The sequence below is a fragment of the Pseudomonas citri genome (assembly GCF_025336485.1).
Classification (GTDB): domain Bacteria; phylum Pseudomonadota; class Gammaproteobacteria; order Pseudomonadales; family Pseudomonadaceae; genus Aquipseudomonas; species Aquipseudomonas citri.
In genome coordinates, this window is sequence record NZ_JAODAB010000001.1 from 73,987 (window position 1) to 88,199 (window position 14,213).

Genomic DNA, 14,213 nt, shown 5'->3' on the forward strand with positions numbered 1-14,213 from the left:
CCAAAAGCCGCGCCAGGAGTCGTCATGAGTGAAAAAACAGAAAAACCCACCCAGAAAAAACTCAACGATGCGCGCAAGAAAGGCCAGATCGGACAGAGCCAGGACGTGCACAAGCTGTTGATCTTCGGTGCCTTGATCGAGCTGATCTTCGCCCTCGCCGAAAGTGGCATCGATAAACTCAAGGGGCTGATGTCCGTGCCCTTCGGGCAACTGGACATGCCTTTCCAGCCCGCGCTCAAGGAAATGTCCATCAAGGCCGGCATCGACCTGCTGGCATTCATGCTCCCGGCCCTGGGCCTGGCAGTGATCATGCGGGTCATCGGTGGCTGGTCGCAGTTCGGCATCCTCTTCGCCCCCGAAGCCCTGAAACTGGACTTTGACCGGCTCAACCCGATCAACCAATTCAAGCAGATGTTCTCCGCCCGGCAATTGTTCAATCTGTTCAACAGCCTGAGCAAAGCGGTGCTGATCACCTGTGTGCTGTATGTGCTGCTGCCGCCGGCGGTAGGGGATCTGATCGGGCTGGCCACCACCGATCTGGATACCTACTGGCGGGCCATGATCGAGATGTTCTCGCGCCTGTCGCGTATCTGCCTGGGGGTGTTGCTAGTGCTGGCGGCGCTGGATTTCGGCTTGCAGAAATACTTCTTCCTCAAGGGCCAACGCATGAGTCACGAGGACATTCGCAAAGAACACAAGGACTCCGAAGGCGACCCGCACATGAAGATGCACCGCCGCTCCATGGGGCGCGAGCTCACCCAGGACGGTGCCGCGCCAGCGCCGAAAAAAGCCCCGGTGGAAGACGCCGACATGCTGCTGGTCAACCCCACGCACTACGCCGTGGCGCTGTTCTACCGGCCAGAGGAAACCGCCCTGCCGCGCATCATCTGCAAGGGACAGGATGCCGAAGCACGTGAACTGATCGAGCGGGCCCGTGAAGCCGGTGTGCCGGTGATCCGTTTCGTCTGGCTGGCCCGCACCCTGTATCGCAGCGAGGTCGGTCGCTTCATCCCCCGTGAAACCCTGCAAGCCGTGGCCCAGGCCTATCGCCTGTTGCGGGAGCTGGATGAACAGGCCCGCGACGAGGTCATCGAGATCACCGATAACCTCGATTGATCGAGCGCCTGCGCGATTTTGCTGTGCTCATGGAACCAGTGGACGCCGACGGCCACTCACCGGACTGAATACATCCCTAACGTTCGCCCAGGACGGGCTTTTCCGGGCGCGGATTATCAGTACGAGGAGCACCGACATGATCCCATCAACAAACGTCCGGACCGCCAGCTCAGGCTCCGTGGATACGGCGCAGCGAACCACTGGCGGCAGCGAGTTCCATCAACGACCGGAACAACCGACCCAACGCAGCTCCCATTCACTGGGCAGCATCGGCAAGAACTTCCGCAAGAAACTCGGCAAGCTGCTGCATATCGGCACGTCGTCAAGCAGTCGCCCGAATGCTGCAGCTGCGACCTCGGCGGCCGCTGCAACCGCCGCACCGACACCGCAAACGGCCACGCCCTCATCCGCCCGACCTGGACGGGCCAACCTTAAAGCCGGCTCGCTGGGGGCGATACTGGAGAACGAGCGCCGGCAAGAGAAACTGGCCGGCAAGAAGCCAGCGACACAGCCACAGACGTCGTCCTCGACGGCAAGCGATGAGGCTTCGACTTCAACGGCAGGCAAAACCCCGAAAGCGCCGACCAAACCGCTGCCCAAGCTGATGGACCATGAAACCTTTGAACTGGTGATGTCGCAACCTTACCGTGCCAAACCCAAGCAACGGATGAAGGCCACGCTGGAGTCGATTCCGGAGGGTAGCGAAAGCGTCCCGCCCGTGCCCCACAGAAGCAAATCGGATCTGGACCGGATACTCGCCCAGAGCACCCCGCAACCAAAGGCGACAGCGGCGCAGCCGGCCGGCGCTTCAAGCGGTTCTACCAGCGAGATCGAGGAAGTCGGGGACGACACGCCACTGCACGATACCGATGAAGGCATTCACCCGGCGACCGGCAAAACCCTGAAGGAGGATGAAGACGCTATCAAGTCGGCCACCCGGGAAACCCGGCGGGGCACTGGACGCATGCAGGGAGGGGATGGCCTCGGCCCCTCGATCAACGATCTACTCGCGCCGACCGGCGACGCACGGGTGCAAACCAACGAGCCCGGGCCGAAGCTGTCCCGCAGCCAGGGCGGACACTTCACCCATGGCACTGAGTTGCTCGAGCGCATGAGCGACCCGAAGAAACCGTTGAACCTGGACTCTGAAGGGCAGTTGCACGTAGGGCGCATGGAGCCCGCGGCGCTCGCCGACATCGTTCAATCGAAACTCCGGACCGCCGACAACACATTCGTCGCCCTGCACAGCGAGTCCGGGTCCAACAGTCACGAACATGCGCTGTTGGACAACAAGGGCAACCTGCTCCATCTCAAGCAGTCCGATACCGCCACCACGATATTGCGCAGCAGCCAGACCAGCGACGCCCACCCGTTCCTCAAGGATTTCACCGACGCTGCGCCGCAACTGCGCAACGAGAACGGCACCCTGGGTCTGTACGGCCAGAACACCCGCATCGGCAAGGAGATTCTCGACGCACCCGGCAAGGCCCAGTTCAGCCATTTGACCGGTGTCCACGAGGACCACAACGGCCAGCAACTGCGCTTGCACAACGACAAGCTCTATCGCTTCGACCCGGCCAGCAAAGCCTGGCAAGCGCATCCGGACCTCGCCGAGCAGACGTTCAGCGCCCTGAGCACCCAGGGCAATGGCCGCACCTATGGCCTGACAGACAAAGCCGTGGTCGACCTGAGCTCCCCGGACAATCGGCATTACCCGGCCGCCAACATCAAGGCCTTTTCGGTCAGCCGCGAGGGCGAAGCCGCCCTGCTCCACATCAAGGACGACAAACAGAGCCTCGGCCTGATCGACCTGAACACCAGCCCGGCGGCGCCACTCACGGCGGGCATCGACTTGAAGCTCGCCGATGACGCGCAGGCTTCCAGCATCGCCCTGACCAAGGACGCCCTGCTGCTCAGCGACACTCAGGGTCGGCTGTACAGTGTCGATCGCCAGCAACTGGGCGATGACCGTACCGAACTGTCCCTGACGGCGGAGCAGGCCATCGCCCATCCGGAGGCGGAGCTGGGGGTGACGCACCGCACTGAAGCCTTGATCGGCGACGACAAGGGCCAAGCCCACGCACTGGTCAAGGATCAGGTCGGTCACACTCATGCCTTCCCGGTCGATACGGCCAACGGTTCGCTCAAGGCTGGCTGGAACCTGACTGACGCCCTGGTGCTGAACAACACGAAGGGGCTGCCCAGCGTTACGCCGACCCCGGACAACACCTTCGACCTGGGCCGCGACAACAAGGTCGGCCTGGACAAACAGCAAATCCAGCGCTGGGACGTGGCCACCCGCTCCTGGGGCCATACGGACATCAAGGACGTCAGCCAGTTGAGCATCGGCCTCGACAGCCGGGCCTACATGATTCAGGACGGCACGCTGAAAAAACTCGAAGTGAGCCAGGCCGCGGCGCCGCAGGCCTTCGGTCGCGACTATGCGCTGGCCCAGGCAACCCAGACCACCAGCATCAGCGTCGGCAGTGATATCGCCGGCCTGAAAGGACGTAACGTCACCGCTTTCGCCATGGTCAACGGGGAACGGTTCGTGGCCCTGGACGACACCGGCAAGCTCACCGCCCATCATAAAAAAGGCATGACGACCGAGCTGACCACCGAAGGCCTGAACGGCTCGATCAAGACCCTGGCCCTGGACCAGCACGCCGACCTGTACGCCCTCAACGATAAAGGCGAAGCCTTCCAGTTGGACAAGGAAGACTGGCAGGCCTCCGAGGCCAAGCCGCGTCCCGAAGCACAGTGGAAAAAAATCGCTACACCGGACAATGAGCCACTGGGCTCACTGCGCACCGGCGATGACAAACAGTTGAACGCCACCCTGCTGAACGGTGACGGCAAGCTATTGGCCCGGCAGAACAACCACGACTGGAAACCGGTCGAGCCGTCGGAAAGCAAGGATGTCGTGACCGACCTGCACGAACGTATCAGTGGCGCCGAGGTACGCAAGAAAATCCCCGGCACCGGCCTGATCGCCAAGTTCAGCACCACCGTGCTGGGTCGTGGCGGCATGGAGTCGAATATCCGCCCCAGTACCAGCGAGTTCGTCGCGGCCCACGTATTCAAGCCCACGCTGGAGATGCCGCGCTGGATGAAGGCCACTGGTGACAGCCTGGTGCATACCGCCAAGGGCCGTGATGGCCTCAACGATGTCTATCAGTCCGAGGGCAAGCTGTTCAAGCGCCTGGAAGCCATCGCAGATGCCGACACCCCCATACCGGCCAAGGGCGAAGACCTCAAGTCACGGATCGCCAGGCTCGACCTGGGGCCGGAAGGCAAAGCACTGGTGGACCAACTCGAAGGGTTTCGCAGTGAGCTGGAAAATCATGCCTACAAAAGCACCGTGCAGTTGGGCCAGGAATACGGCCAGCTGAAAACGCTGCCGTTCCGCCAGTTCGAAGGCTTGCTCAACCAACATGGGGAATTCAATCCGCCGTCCAAACGCACGGCCCTGAGCATGGGCCTGTCGGATGTCGCGCGTAAGCTCAACATCAACAGCTCCGACCACAACCTGATGCTGGAACTGCAAGGCGCCCTGAAGAAAATCGCGCCCTCGGATGAAAACCGTACCGGCGAACTGTTGGCCAAGCTCGAAGAAAAAGGCATGAACATCTCTCACCAGAAGGAAGAGATTCCCTTGGGCCGCCGACGTAACCCGAGCGATGACCTGGCGCTGACCAAGGCCCGACTCGCGCTGGATGTGGTGGCTCTCAAGGATCTGTCCGACCTGGTGGGCAAGATCGAAAACGAGCAGAAGCAGGCCCAGGCCACCGGGCTTGAGCAACCGCACCAGCCAATGGAACCGCCACGGATGCGTACGGCGCAGATCATGGAATTTCGCGACGGACTGCTGCAGCTGCGCGAGGTGCAGTACGAAGATCATCCGGTCAAGCAGGTCACCGACATGGGCTTTCGTGGGCATGCCAGTCTCGAATCGACCTATGACGGCATCAAGGCCTTCATCAATGGTTTCAGCAAAACCGACCACGCCATCAACACCAACCTACGCGCTGCCACCGGCAGTACGACCCAGAAGGAGTTGGCCGGCACACTCTCAACCGCGTTCAAGCAGCTCGACGGCGACGATGAAATCAGTATCCAGCGCAGCTACGGCGCCAACCTCAGCACGCCATTCATCGCCCCCACCGGCAAACCCATGGGGCCCTTCCCCAGCGGCGGTCTGGGCGCCTCGCGCAGCTACACCCTGAACGCCGAACGTGACGGCGATGCCGTCAAGGTCTACATGATTCGCGAGGGCTCGGTCGTTGGCTCCGGGGGACTTGGCGCAGGCCGGAACGTGCTGCCCGACATGACCGGCAAGGAGTCCAACAACACGAAGCTGCCCACGGACTCCGAGCGCAGTTTCTTGCCGGCCTTTCGCCTGGACGCTGAACTGAGCGGCACCGGTACCAGCCGCCAACGCAATGCCCTGGTGTTCAACGTTGCCAGTGAAGACGTCGACAAATTCATCAATAACATGATGTCCGGCAAGACCACCCCGATGGACATCATGAAAAGCGGTTATTCCCATGAAGTGGAAAAGGGCCGCAACTTCAATTTCGACGTGGTCCTCAGTGCTACCGTCGATGGCCGCGCCGGGCTCGCGCTAAGCAAGGACAGCAGCACGCCGTTGTCCGCAGCGGCCCGGGCGACTGGCGGTGCCAGTGTCAGCGTCAACCTGATGAACTACAGCGACTACTCGCTGGCCTCGACCTCGGACGACGGTCGCGAGCGTCGTGAGGGCGGTATGAACCGCCCGCGTTTTTTCAACAGCATCACCGGTGGTGTTCATCTTCGCGGTCAACTGGCGGGTGGGCAGGAACTGCCACCACCGGAAGGCAGCACTGACGTTGCCGGCTTTGTAGGGGCCACGATCCCCGCCGCGCTCAACACATCGGTCACGGTGGAATCGAAAACCACTAAACGCGTGAAGTTCGAATTCAAGGAGGCCGCTGAGCTGAAGGACTCGGACGTCGACAAGCTTTCCGATAGCCTGAAAAAAGCCTTTCCCGACAAGGACACCGAGAAAGCACTGGCCCGGCTCAGCGAACAGTCCAAGGCCCCCGAGGCCGGCAGCACGCCGGAAAAAGCCGTCGACGCGCACCTGGAGGGCCTCGAAACCCTGTTCGCCGACAGGACACCGCAAAACGACGAGCAATATGCGGCCAAGCGCGCCTTGAGCAAGGCCGGTCATCAGCACGCCGCCGCGAAGGCCCATCACAACATCCTCGACAGCGGCCGCTTCGAGAGTTCCTACACGAATCTTTCGCGTCTGGATGAGAAAAGCCTGCTGACCCAACTGACCATGGACATGAATCCGGCCCACGTGCAAAGCAACGCCGAGCGCATCGCCGGGTTCATGGAGCAGGATCCGAAACTCAAGGAACTGGTCGGGCACCTGAAATCCTCCATGGGCACCCTCGCCCGCGTTCGCCTGGAACTCAAGGACGGGCCCGCCGAGGCCGTGGATGTCGGCTCGAGGAATGGCACCCTGACCCAGGGCGACCTGACCAAGATGCTCGGCAACCGCGACAACATGCGGCTCAAGGCGATCACCGTCTACCACTCCGCCACCCAACCGGACAGTTTCACCACGCCGACCCCGTTGCTCAGCGCCAGCAGCGGTGCGGCCACGACCGTGACCAAGACCCTGGGGCAGATCAACTTCACCTATGGCGAAGACCAGAACGTGCCCAAGGCATACACCCTGGCGGGTGATATTGCCCGTACCGGCAGCGACACCAAGGCGCTGCTGGCCGAGTTGAAAGACGCGGGACTGCAACTCAAGAGCTGACCCATCGCGTCGTTGGCCGGTGTCCGCAAGGGCCCGGCCAATGACAGGTCAGCGATCCTTCCAATTATCCGGAGTCCCTCATGCGTCCGTCCTTCTATCCCCTGGAATCATTCAAACCACTACTCGAGCTGACCAACCAGTGGCAAGTCATGCGCGACGAACTGTTGCAGCTGGATGCGCCTCTGCTCGACATCGACCGCACCGACAAGAGCCACGACCAGGTCTTCACTGAACTCAACCAATATCTGGACCGGGGCGGCGATTACGGCTGGCTCAAAGGCTGGGGCCAGGCCGGCGGCAATCGCGATTGGGTACAGTTCGCCCTGCAAGTGCAGGACCGCCCGATCGAAGCCGCCCGGGCATCTTTTCCCCGGACACTCCAATTGCTCGGCGCCCTGCGGGGCATCAAGGTCTGCTCCCTGGCACGGCTGGCAGCCCATAGTTTCCTGACTTGTCATCGGCACCCGGAAATTCTCGGCGAAGGCCTGCTGCAGATGCACATCACCTTGAGTGCCGCGACGGAAGGGAATTATGCGTACCTCAATGTCAACGGCCAATTCCACCAGCACCGCACGGGTGAGGCGGTGATCTTCGACGGTTCGCTCGATCACTTCGTGGTGAACGCCTCGAATACCGAACGCACCATCCTCTACCTGGAATTCGACAAGGCCCGGATGGCCAGTCGCTGACGCGGCTTCTTAGCAGCTGACATATCGCTATCGCGAGCAAGTGCCTTGAGTACCCACCAACGAAAAAGCCCGGTCATATGACCGGGCCCGGATCCAGCGACGTATCAGTGCATGCTGGGTCTTGTATCCCCCGCCCGCAGGATCCTGTCGGCGAACAGCCGCACGATCCAGAACGCGGTCACCGCTGCATCGCTTTGCAGGTCCTGAGCACTGGCATTACGCAGGAACAATGTTTCCAGCCCGTCGACATAGCGGTCGAACTGAAAACGCCCGTTGCCCTGAACCGGCTGGTCGAGCGTCGCATGCAAGCGCTCAAGCACCAGGTCGATGGCGTATTCGAACGCCTGACGCTGCCGCGGTGAAAGGTAACCGTCGCCCTGTACCAGGCTCTTCCAGCTCACCGGGGTTTGATCCTCAGGCTGCTCGCCGGCCATCACACCTCCTCCCGCTTGGTCGATTCAGGCAGTTTGCTGTAGGCGTTCTCGACGTTCTGCAGATCGATGTTATGGGTCTTGAGCTTCAAGTCTTCGCTGTCGCTCTTGACGAAGGAGAACTTGCCGTTTTCAGCACTGATGTTATTCAGGTTGAGGTCCCAGTTACCCTGCTGGCCACCGTTGGTGCGCATGAAGGTGCCGAAATCCTTGACCTTGAAGTTATCGACATTCACATTGGTATCGGCATTGAGCTGGAACACCTTGTCATTGGCGCCCTGGGCCGAGCTGTTGGTGACGTTCAGGTTGGTGGTCTTGGCACCGCCGTCCTTCACGGTCAGCGCATCCTCGCCGACGTTGGTCCAGTGAACGTTGTCGACGTTGACCGGTTTATCGATCAGTTCCCCGTTGGCGTCCGGCTTGGCCGGCCCTGTCTTGACGTGGACACCGTCCGCACCGTTTTCACCGATCACGACGTTCTTCAAGGTGGCGCCCTCGGCCAGTTCGAACAGTGGTTTCTGCCCCTCGCTTTGACCGCCATCACCCAAGGCAGGGCCTGCGGTGAAAGTCTGGCCTTTGCCGTCGAAGGTTTCGCCGGGGCCGATCTTGATGGTCTCGTTGACCACGGTCGGATTGTTCGAGGCGGTCGGGAAGTCGATGTTCGAAGCGCCGCCAGTGCTCGACGTCGCGTTGGAGGTTGGCGCCGGGCCCGTGGAGCCTGTGCCCACAGGCGCGGGTGTACCGCCGCCACCGCCACCAGTTCCGCCGACCGCCGGCGCCCCGCCCTCGGGACCGCCCGCCGTTGGAACCGCGCCGCCACCGCCACCAGGCGCCGGGCTGCCGGCCGTTGAAGTTGGCGAAACGCCCTTGTCGGAGTTCGTATCAGTGCCTTTGGCCGCATCGCCGAAGGTTTCCGGGTGGCTGTCCATGAACTGGCTGATCAGCTCCAGCAACTCTTTGAGGCCATCGTCCTTGCTGACCTGACCACCGCCGTCGGCGGTTGGCGATACCGAGTTCTTCAAGGAACCGTCGCCCAGGCTCTTCATCAGGTTGTTGACCAGGTCTTCGGTGCTCTGGCTTTCACCCCCGCCGCCGATCCCTCCAGTGCCACCGATGCCCTTGCCACCACTCAGTTCGTTGGTGCCACCCAGCGGGTTGAGCTTGCCGCCACCGCCGCCAGTACCACCCAAGGCGTCGAGGCCGTTGCCCTTGTCCGAACTATCGCCTTTGTCACCGCCCAGGATTTTCTCGAAGAGTGCGAGCAAGACTTGCTTGAGCAGCTCTTTGTCCGACGCTTCGTCGCCGCCCTTGGTGCCGCCCTTCTCGGAATCACCGCCCTTGAGTTTCTCCAGCAGGTCGCTGAGGGTAGAGCCTTCACCCGTCTTCGCCCCGCCCGCGCCCTGTCCCGAGGAAGACTTGAGCAGCATCTCTGCCAACAGTCCGGCCAGATCCTCCAGGGCCGATCCACCGGACTGGCTGCCATTCGCAGCACTCAGGCCCAATCCCGTATTGCCCACACCGCCCAGGCTGTTAAGTCCGGAAGAACCCAATGAAGTTTGCGAAATACCTAAATCTGCCATGATCTGTAGCCTCGCTTGTAAGTGAATGGGATAGTTACGGCTTGTAACCATCCCTCGCTAAGTGGCGCCGAATAACAACCAGTTCCCAACAAGTTGCATTTACGCCAACAATCGACCGAGCGAAGTACGGGTTTCCTGGACCTGCGCAATAAAGCCGGTTACCCAGTGACAGAAGCGGTCCTCATTCAAATATTCAAGTTCGCGCTGGGTGCACAGACGCACCTGGCCCTGGTCGAGCGCCAGCCAGCATCCGCGCAAGGCAGAAACATCGAAGTTCATATCCAACAGGCGTTGCAGATTATCCGCGCGCTGCTGGACGTTACCGAGTCGGCAATGAAGTACGATGTTTTCGCTGTGCTCCGGCAGTTCAATAACCGCCACTTGATTATCGTCGCGGTCATAAAGCGCACACACGCCTTGTTGTAAAGCCAGGGGCAGGCCCAGGCGTTCACCCATCCGGTCGAGAAAACGCTGGATAGTTTGGTTGGCGTTCGCCATTTTGATTCCCTCTCATGTTAGCGTCTGCCAGACATGCGCCTGGCTCACCTCATGAGTGGAAAACAATGGCCTGCGGTTCCTTCCACAACGGCACGGGCTCAGTGCTTCAGGCCGGCCAGTTCCAGGACCTGGGTCAAGAGATGCTCCAGCGTATCGCTGGAGCGCAGCTCGCCGGGCAACGCACGCCAGATAACGAACGTATGCTGGCTATCGAGGCAGATGTAGTAGCCATCGAAGGACTCCACATCCTCGAAACGGCGTTTGAGCGTGTCGGAAAAGAGATTCGGCCGTTGCGCACTGCGATGAATGTTCAAGGCAATGCCCCAACCAACGCCCTCTTCGCGAAAGACAAGCTCTATACCCGGCGCCCATTGCCAGATACTGGCTTGTCCATCACCGATACGACTGATGAAACCCTGTCGATCGGTACTGCGGATAATCACTTCATTCATGCAGCGGTACCCTACTGTAATCACTCTGTCCGTTACGTAAAGCCGGTGACCACCAAACGCTCAACTGCTGCTCATTGGAGACTGGCCTTGCGCAATCTGCCGATTGACAATTCGAGGTGCCCAGGGTGGAGCAACCACTCAAAAGCAACTGACTGATCAAGAACATGAAAAAAAAATTAACTTTCATATTTATATTCCCTGCCTTTTCGCTCGTGCCATCCGAAATTAGTAAGACTAATTATTGAGACATTCGGCAGATAGCAGAACATGGGGTCATGATTAATTAATCTACTCAATATGAGCACTGTTTAATACGGCAATAACGACATCCTCGATGGCTTTCCCGGCAGCCCCGCAACAGCGACAGGACGCAGGGCAACAAACACTTCGGCGGACTCGCCCGGTTGCAACAAGGCTCGCGGCCAGACCGTCACCGCCAGCGTCTGCGGGCCGGCACAAGACTGTTCCTCGAACTGCCGGGGTTGTTTGCCGGTGTTGCGCACGACCCCCACCGCAACGCTGTAGTCGTCACCCGCGAACCACTGCCCCATTCCAGGCCTGAACACCAGGGACTGATCGCCCACCTTGCACAGGTCTCGCACCGCCACCCCGGAAGACAAAGCCTTGGTCCCGACCGGAATGCGTCCCTTGACCAGATCCCCCATGGCCGTGGCCAGCACCTCGCGCAGCATCACGTCCTTGCCCGGCGATCCGGTGTGCGCCAGGGCCGCCGCCAACTGTGACTTGTTCTCCTGGGCCAGGTAGCGTGCCGGGTCCACCTGGTCACCGATCAACCTGGGCGTGAGAATGAATAACCGCTCGCGCCGTGAATTCTCCCGACGCTTGGAAGAAAACAGTGAGCCCACCGCCGGCAGGTCGCCGAGCACAGGAACCTTGTCGATATGATCGCCGCTTTCATCGACATGAAACCCGCCAATGACCAGCGAGCGGTTCTCGCTGATGACCGCCTGGGTACTGACGGTGCTGCGCTTGACTCCCGGCGTGGTGCTGTCGCCGGTCTTTTCGATCTGCCCGTCTTCGATATCGATGATCAACTGGAAGCGATTCTGCGCGCCATTGGGTATGGTTCGCGGGATCACCTGCAAGCTTGTTCCGGCCGTGATGGGCTGGATGTTCGCTACCCGCTCCCCCGTTGCAGTGATGTATACGGTTCGACTGAAATCGATCACCGCCGGCTGGTTTTCCAGGGTCAGCACCGACGGATTGGCAATCACCGACGCCACGCCCTGGCCCTCCAGGGCCTGGATGTCGGCAAAGAAACGCTTGAAGTCACTGATGAACAGCGTCGAGGATCCCCCGGTCAGCAAGGAACTGCCGAAACCGACCGACCCGACCTGCGCGCCCCAGCGCGATTCCAGGCGCGACAACTGGGTACGGTCGATGTCCAGGATCACCGCGTCGATTTCCACCAGGTTACGGGAAACGTCCAATTGCTCGACGAGCTTCTCATAGACCGCATACTTCTGCGGATCGTCATAGATCAACAGCGCATTGTTGCGTGAATCGGCCACCACCTTCTTGTTCGAGCGAGTGCTCGATGTGCTACCGGACCGAGGCCTGACCGTCTCGCGCTCGCCCGCCAGGGTCTGGATTTTCCCGCGCGCCATCTCCGCCATGTTCTGGTAGGCCTGGATGGTGTCCTGGAAACCCACCGGCGTAACGGGTGTCCGACGGCTGTCGAGCAGACCGTTGAGCATATTCGCCACCCCCGGTATCACCACGCTCTGGTCGCGATAACGGATTTCCCGGTCGTCCACCGAGGCGTAGCGCAAGGGGAAGGTCATGACCTGTTGCTTCTCTTCGGGCTTGACCTTCTCCTTGCTGAAGCCGCGGATCAGCTCGATGTAGCTCGACGGGCCGCTGACCAGCACCACGCCTTCGTCGGGCAACTCACCCCAGCCGAAACGCTTGTCCAGCAGGCCGATGTCCGTCAACGCCTGCTTCAGGTCGGGTGCGGCATCGGCGGAAATCTCCAGGCGCTGGGAAACCTGTTCGGCCTGTGGGCTCACGTACAATGTGCCGTTGTAGAGGAACCATTGGAACTGATGCTCCAGCGCCAAGCGGTTGAGAAATTCTTCGGCATTTGCCGAACGTATCTTCGCGTTCACGACACCGTTGACGCCACGCATGCTCAACTTCACGCCGAACGATTCGGCGAAATCGGCCAGTACCGTGGTCAGGGGTGTTTCCACGGCTTCGTAGGCGTAAGCCGACACGCGCCAATCCTCCGGGACTCCAGCCAGCGCCGGCAGCGCCAGGACGCCGAGCAGGGGTAACCAGCAAAGTCGCTTAAACATAGGGTCTGCCCCTCAAGGTAGGTCGATCCAGCCGTCGAGCGGCCACGACGGAGGATTGCGTGAGCATCGATTGCCAGACATCGCGCTGATTGGCCAATGACTCCAGCGCACGGATGATCGCGCCACTGTCATCGCTCAGAAGACGCAGTAACAGGCACAAGCATTGGTCCTGCGGGTCGAGCGCCAGCGCACCGGCAAAGCGACCCAGGCTGGGCCCGCACAGACGCAGCGCGGCTTCAAGCGAAGCGTCGTCGCCACGCCAGGCCGCATTGAGCATTGCGCAGCACAACACTCCACCGCCACGGCGCTGCACCGACATCCGGGCACTGTCGACGGTCAGGCTCAGTTCATGCTCGCCACTGTCCAGCCAACGCTCGAGCGTCAGCCTCAGTTCAGCGGATTTCATTGATGATGGCCTTGGCCAGGTTGTGCTTGACCACAACCTCCTGATTCGCCGCCCAAGAGGCGGTGGAGGTCTGGCGCATGGCGTTGTTGAACGCGTGCCAGTCATCCGGGGAAAGGCCATCCATCTCTACGGCGGACTTGTCCAACTGTTGTTGCGTGCGCTCGAAGTTGCGATCGAGACGGTGTCGGATTGCTTCCAAAGAAAACATGGTGATACTCCTGGTTCGTGACTCCTCTCCTGAGTGGCACCCTGCTTCACTTCGGTTCCATCCCAGGTTCGATGAATCGACCGGGACTCAGTCATCACCCTCCAGACACACCTGCTCCGGCAGCGCCCAGCGTTCCAGCGCTTGCCAACTCAGATTGAATTCGCCGCTTTCGGTACGCAGGCTCATGCCGTCCTCGGGCAGTTGCGGATCGGCACGCACCGTCCAGTTCGAATAGCTCGGCGACGCCAAACGTTCGCTCAACGCTTGCACCCGCTGCGGGTGGCAGTGCAACACAGCGGATTCGTCGGCAGGCTGGGCCGCCTTCAAGTGATGCAGCAAGGCGTCGATCCGCCCAGGCTGCGGTACTTCGCCCAGCAAGGTCCGTAAGGCTTCCTTGAGCAATTGCCGCGCGGTTTCGTTCAGCCCTGCCCACATCTGCTCGCGCTGCGCCTGCCAGTCGTCGAACAGCGCCTGAGCCTGCTCCCAGACCTGCGCCTGCGCCTGCCCGGCGGCTTCCTCGCGCAACACCTGCGCCTCTGCAAGCGCCGCGTCGAGAATGCCCTGCGCCTGCTCTCGAGCGCTCTCCAGGATCTGCCCGGCGAGCAGACAGTCGGCGAGGGTCTCGCGACGCAACAATGGCTCGCCGATGACCGGACTGTCACTTGCCAGTGTGATTTTTCGAACGGCCAGCATGTCTGGTCCT

The 14,213-nt window shown here is 60.9% G+C and carries 12 protein-coding genes; 3 read left to right on the forward strand and 9 right to left on the reverse strand.

What is annotated here, in order from left to right:
* The first annotated feature begins 24 nt into the window (after positions 1–24).
* The 3 genes from sctU to N4Q37_RS00360 all read left to right on the forward strand — a co-directional run bounded on the left by sctU (position 25) and on the right by N4Q37_RS00360 (position 7,617).
* Positions 25–1,116, forward strand: coding sequence for a type III secretion system export apparatus subunit SctU (sctU, locus tag N4Q37_RS00350; protein WP_260954397.1), 1,092 nt, complete (start codon positions 25–27; stop codon positions 1,114–1,116).
* A 136-nt stretch (positions 1,117–1,252) separates the two neighbouring features.
* Positions 1,253–6,928 (forward strand): AvrE-family type 3 secretion system effector, encoded by a 5,676-nt coding sequence (locus N4Q37_RS00355; RefSeq protein WP_260954398.1) that lies wholly within the window; start codon positions 1,253–1,255, stop codon positions 6,926–6,928.
* An 80-nt stretch (positions 6,929–7,008) separates the two neighbouring features.
* Complete coding sequence (locus N4Q37_RS00360) at positions 7,009–7,617, forward strand: aspartyl/asparaginyl beta-hydroxylase domain-containing protein (protein WP_260954399.1); 609 nt, start codon at positions 7,009–7,011, stop codon at positions 7,615–7,617.
* A gap of 104 nt (positions 7,618–7,721) precedes the next feature.
* Here the strand turns inward: N4Q37_RS00360 and N4Q37_RS00365 are convergent, their stop codons facing one another.
* The 9 genes from N4Q37_RS00365 to sctL all read right to left on the reverse strand — a co-directional run bounded on the left by N4Q37_RS00365 (position 7,722) and on the right by sctL (position 14,203).
* Positions 7,722–8,051 carry an HrpW-specific chaperone gene (locus N4Q37_RS00365; RefSeq protein WP_260954400.1) on the reverse strand — a complete coding sequence of 110 codons (330 nt, stop codon included), beginning with the start codon at positions 8,049–8,051 and terminating at the stop codon, positions 7,722–7,724.
* Entirely contained in the window at positions 8,051–9,628 is a 1,578-nt protein-coding gene (locus N4Q37_RS00370) for a pectate lyase (protein WP_260954401.1), read from the reverse strand. Before N4Q37_RS00370 ends, N4Q37_RS00365 begins: the two co-directional genes overlap by 1 nt.
* Positions 9,629–9,727: 99 nt before the next feature.
* On the reverse strand, positions 9,728–10,126 hold the full coding sequence (locus tag N4Q37_RS00375) for a type III secretion system chaperone (RefSeq protein ID WP_260954402.1): 399 nt from the start codon (positions 10,124–10,126) through the stop codon (positions 9,728–9,730).
* A 98-nt stretch (positions 10,127–10,224) separates the two neighbouring features.
* Entirely contained in the window at positions 10,225–10,578 is a 354-nt protein-coding gene (locus tag N4Q37_RS00380) for a negative regulator of hrp expression HrpV (protein WP_260954403.1), read from the reverse strand.
* Positions 10,571–10,765: an HrpT family type III secretion system protein gene (hrpT, locus tag N4Q37_RS27715; protein ID WP_390897875.1), complete on the reverse strand. Its 195-nt coding sequence runs from the start codon at positions 10,763–10,765 to the stop codon at positions 10,571–10,573. Before hrpT ends, N4Q37_RS00380 begins: the two co-directional genes overlap by 8 nt.
* A gap of 121 nt (positions 10,766–10,886) precedes the next feature.
* Positions 10,887–12,896, reverse strand: coding sequence for a type III secretion system outer membrane ring subunit SctC (gene sctC, locus N4Q37_RS00385; RefSeq protein WP_260954405.1), 2,010 nt, complete (start codon positions 12,894–12,896; stop codon positions 10,887–10,889).
* Positions 12,889–13,302: a type III secretion system chaperone gene (locus tag N4Q37_RS00390; protein WP_260954406.1), complete on the reverse strand. Its 414-nt coding sequence runs from the start codon at positions 13,300–13,302 to the stop codon at positions 12,889–12,891. Before N4Q37_RS00390 ends, sctC begins: the two co-directional genes overlap by 8 nt.
* Positions 13,289–13,510, reverse strand: coding sequence for a type III secretion protein HrpF (locus N4Q37_RS00395; protein WP_260954407.1), 222 nt, complete (start codon positions 13,508–13,510; stop codon positions 13,289–13,291). The genes N4Q37_RS00390 and N4Q37_RS00395 overlap by 14 nt, the downstream gene beginning before the upstream one ends.
* Before the next feature lie 87 nt (positions 13,511–13,597).
* Positions 13,598–14,203, reverse strand: a complete 606-nt coding sequence (sctL, locus tag N4Q37_RS00400; protein WP_260954408.1) for a type III secretion system stator protein SctL — start codon at positions 14,201–14,203, stop codon at positions 13,598–13,600.
* Positions 14,204–14,213 lie beyond the last annotated feature (10 nt).

Bases quoted from the DNA above. Each gene is read 5' to 3' on its own strand.
- sctU (WP_260954397.1), top strand. From the start codon at position 25: ATGAGTGAAAAAACAGAAAAACCCACCCAGAAAAAACTCAACGATGCG.
- N4Q37_RS00355 (WP_260954398.1), top strand. From the start codon at position 1,253: ATGATCCCATCAACAAACGTCCGGACCGCCAGCTCAGGCTCCGTGGAT.
- N4Q37_RS00360 (WP_260954399.1), top strand. From the start codon at position 7,009: ATGCGTCCGTCCTTCTATCCCCTGGAATCATTCAAACCACTACTCGAG.
- N4Q37_RS00365 (WP_260954400.1), bottom strand. From the start codon at position 8,051: ATGGCCGGCGAGCAGCCTGAGGATCAAACCCCGGTGAGCTGGAAGAGC.
- N4Q37_RS00370 (WP_260954401.1), bottom strand. From the start codon at position 9,628: ATGGCAGATTTAGGTATTTCGCAAACTTCATTGGGTTCTTCCGGACTT.
- N4Q37_RS00375 (WP_260954402.1), bottom strand. From the start codon at position 10,126: ATGGCGAACGCCAACCAAACTATCCAGCGTTTTCTCGACCGGATGGGT.
- N4Q37_RS00380 (WP_260954403.1), bottom strand. From the start codon at position 10,578: ATGAATGAAGTGATTATCCGCAGTACCGATCGACAGGGTTTCATCAGT.
- hrpT (WP_390897875.1), bottom strand. From the start codon at position 10,765: ATGAAAGTTAATTTTTTTTTCATGTTCTTGATCAGTCAGTTGCTTTTG.
- sctC (WP_260954405.1), bottom strand. From the start codon at position 12,896: ATGTTTAAGCGACTTTGCTGGTTACCCCTGCTCGGCGTCCTGGCGCTG.
- N4Q37_RS00390 (WP_260954406.1), bottom strand. From the start codon at position 13,302: ATGAAATCCGCTGAACTGAGGCTGACGCTCGAGCGTTGGCTGGACAGT.
- N4Q37_RS00395 (WP_260954407.1), bottom strand. From the start codon at position 13,510: ATGTTTTCTTTGGAAGCAATCCGACACCGTCTCGATCGCAACTTCGAG.
- sctL (WP_260954408.1), bottom strand. From the start codon at position 14,203: ATGCTGGCCGTTCGAAAAATCACACTGGCAAGTGACAGTCCGGTCATC.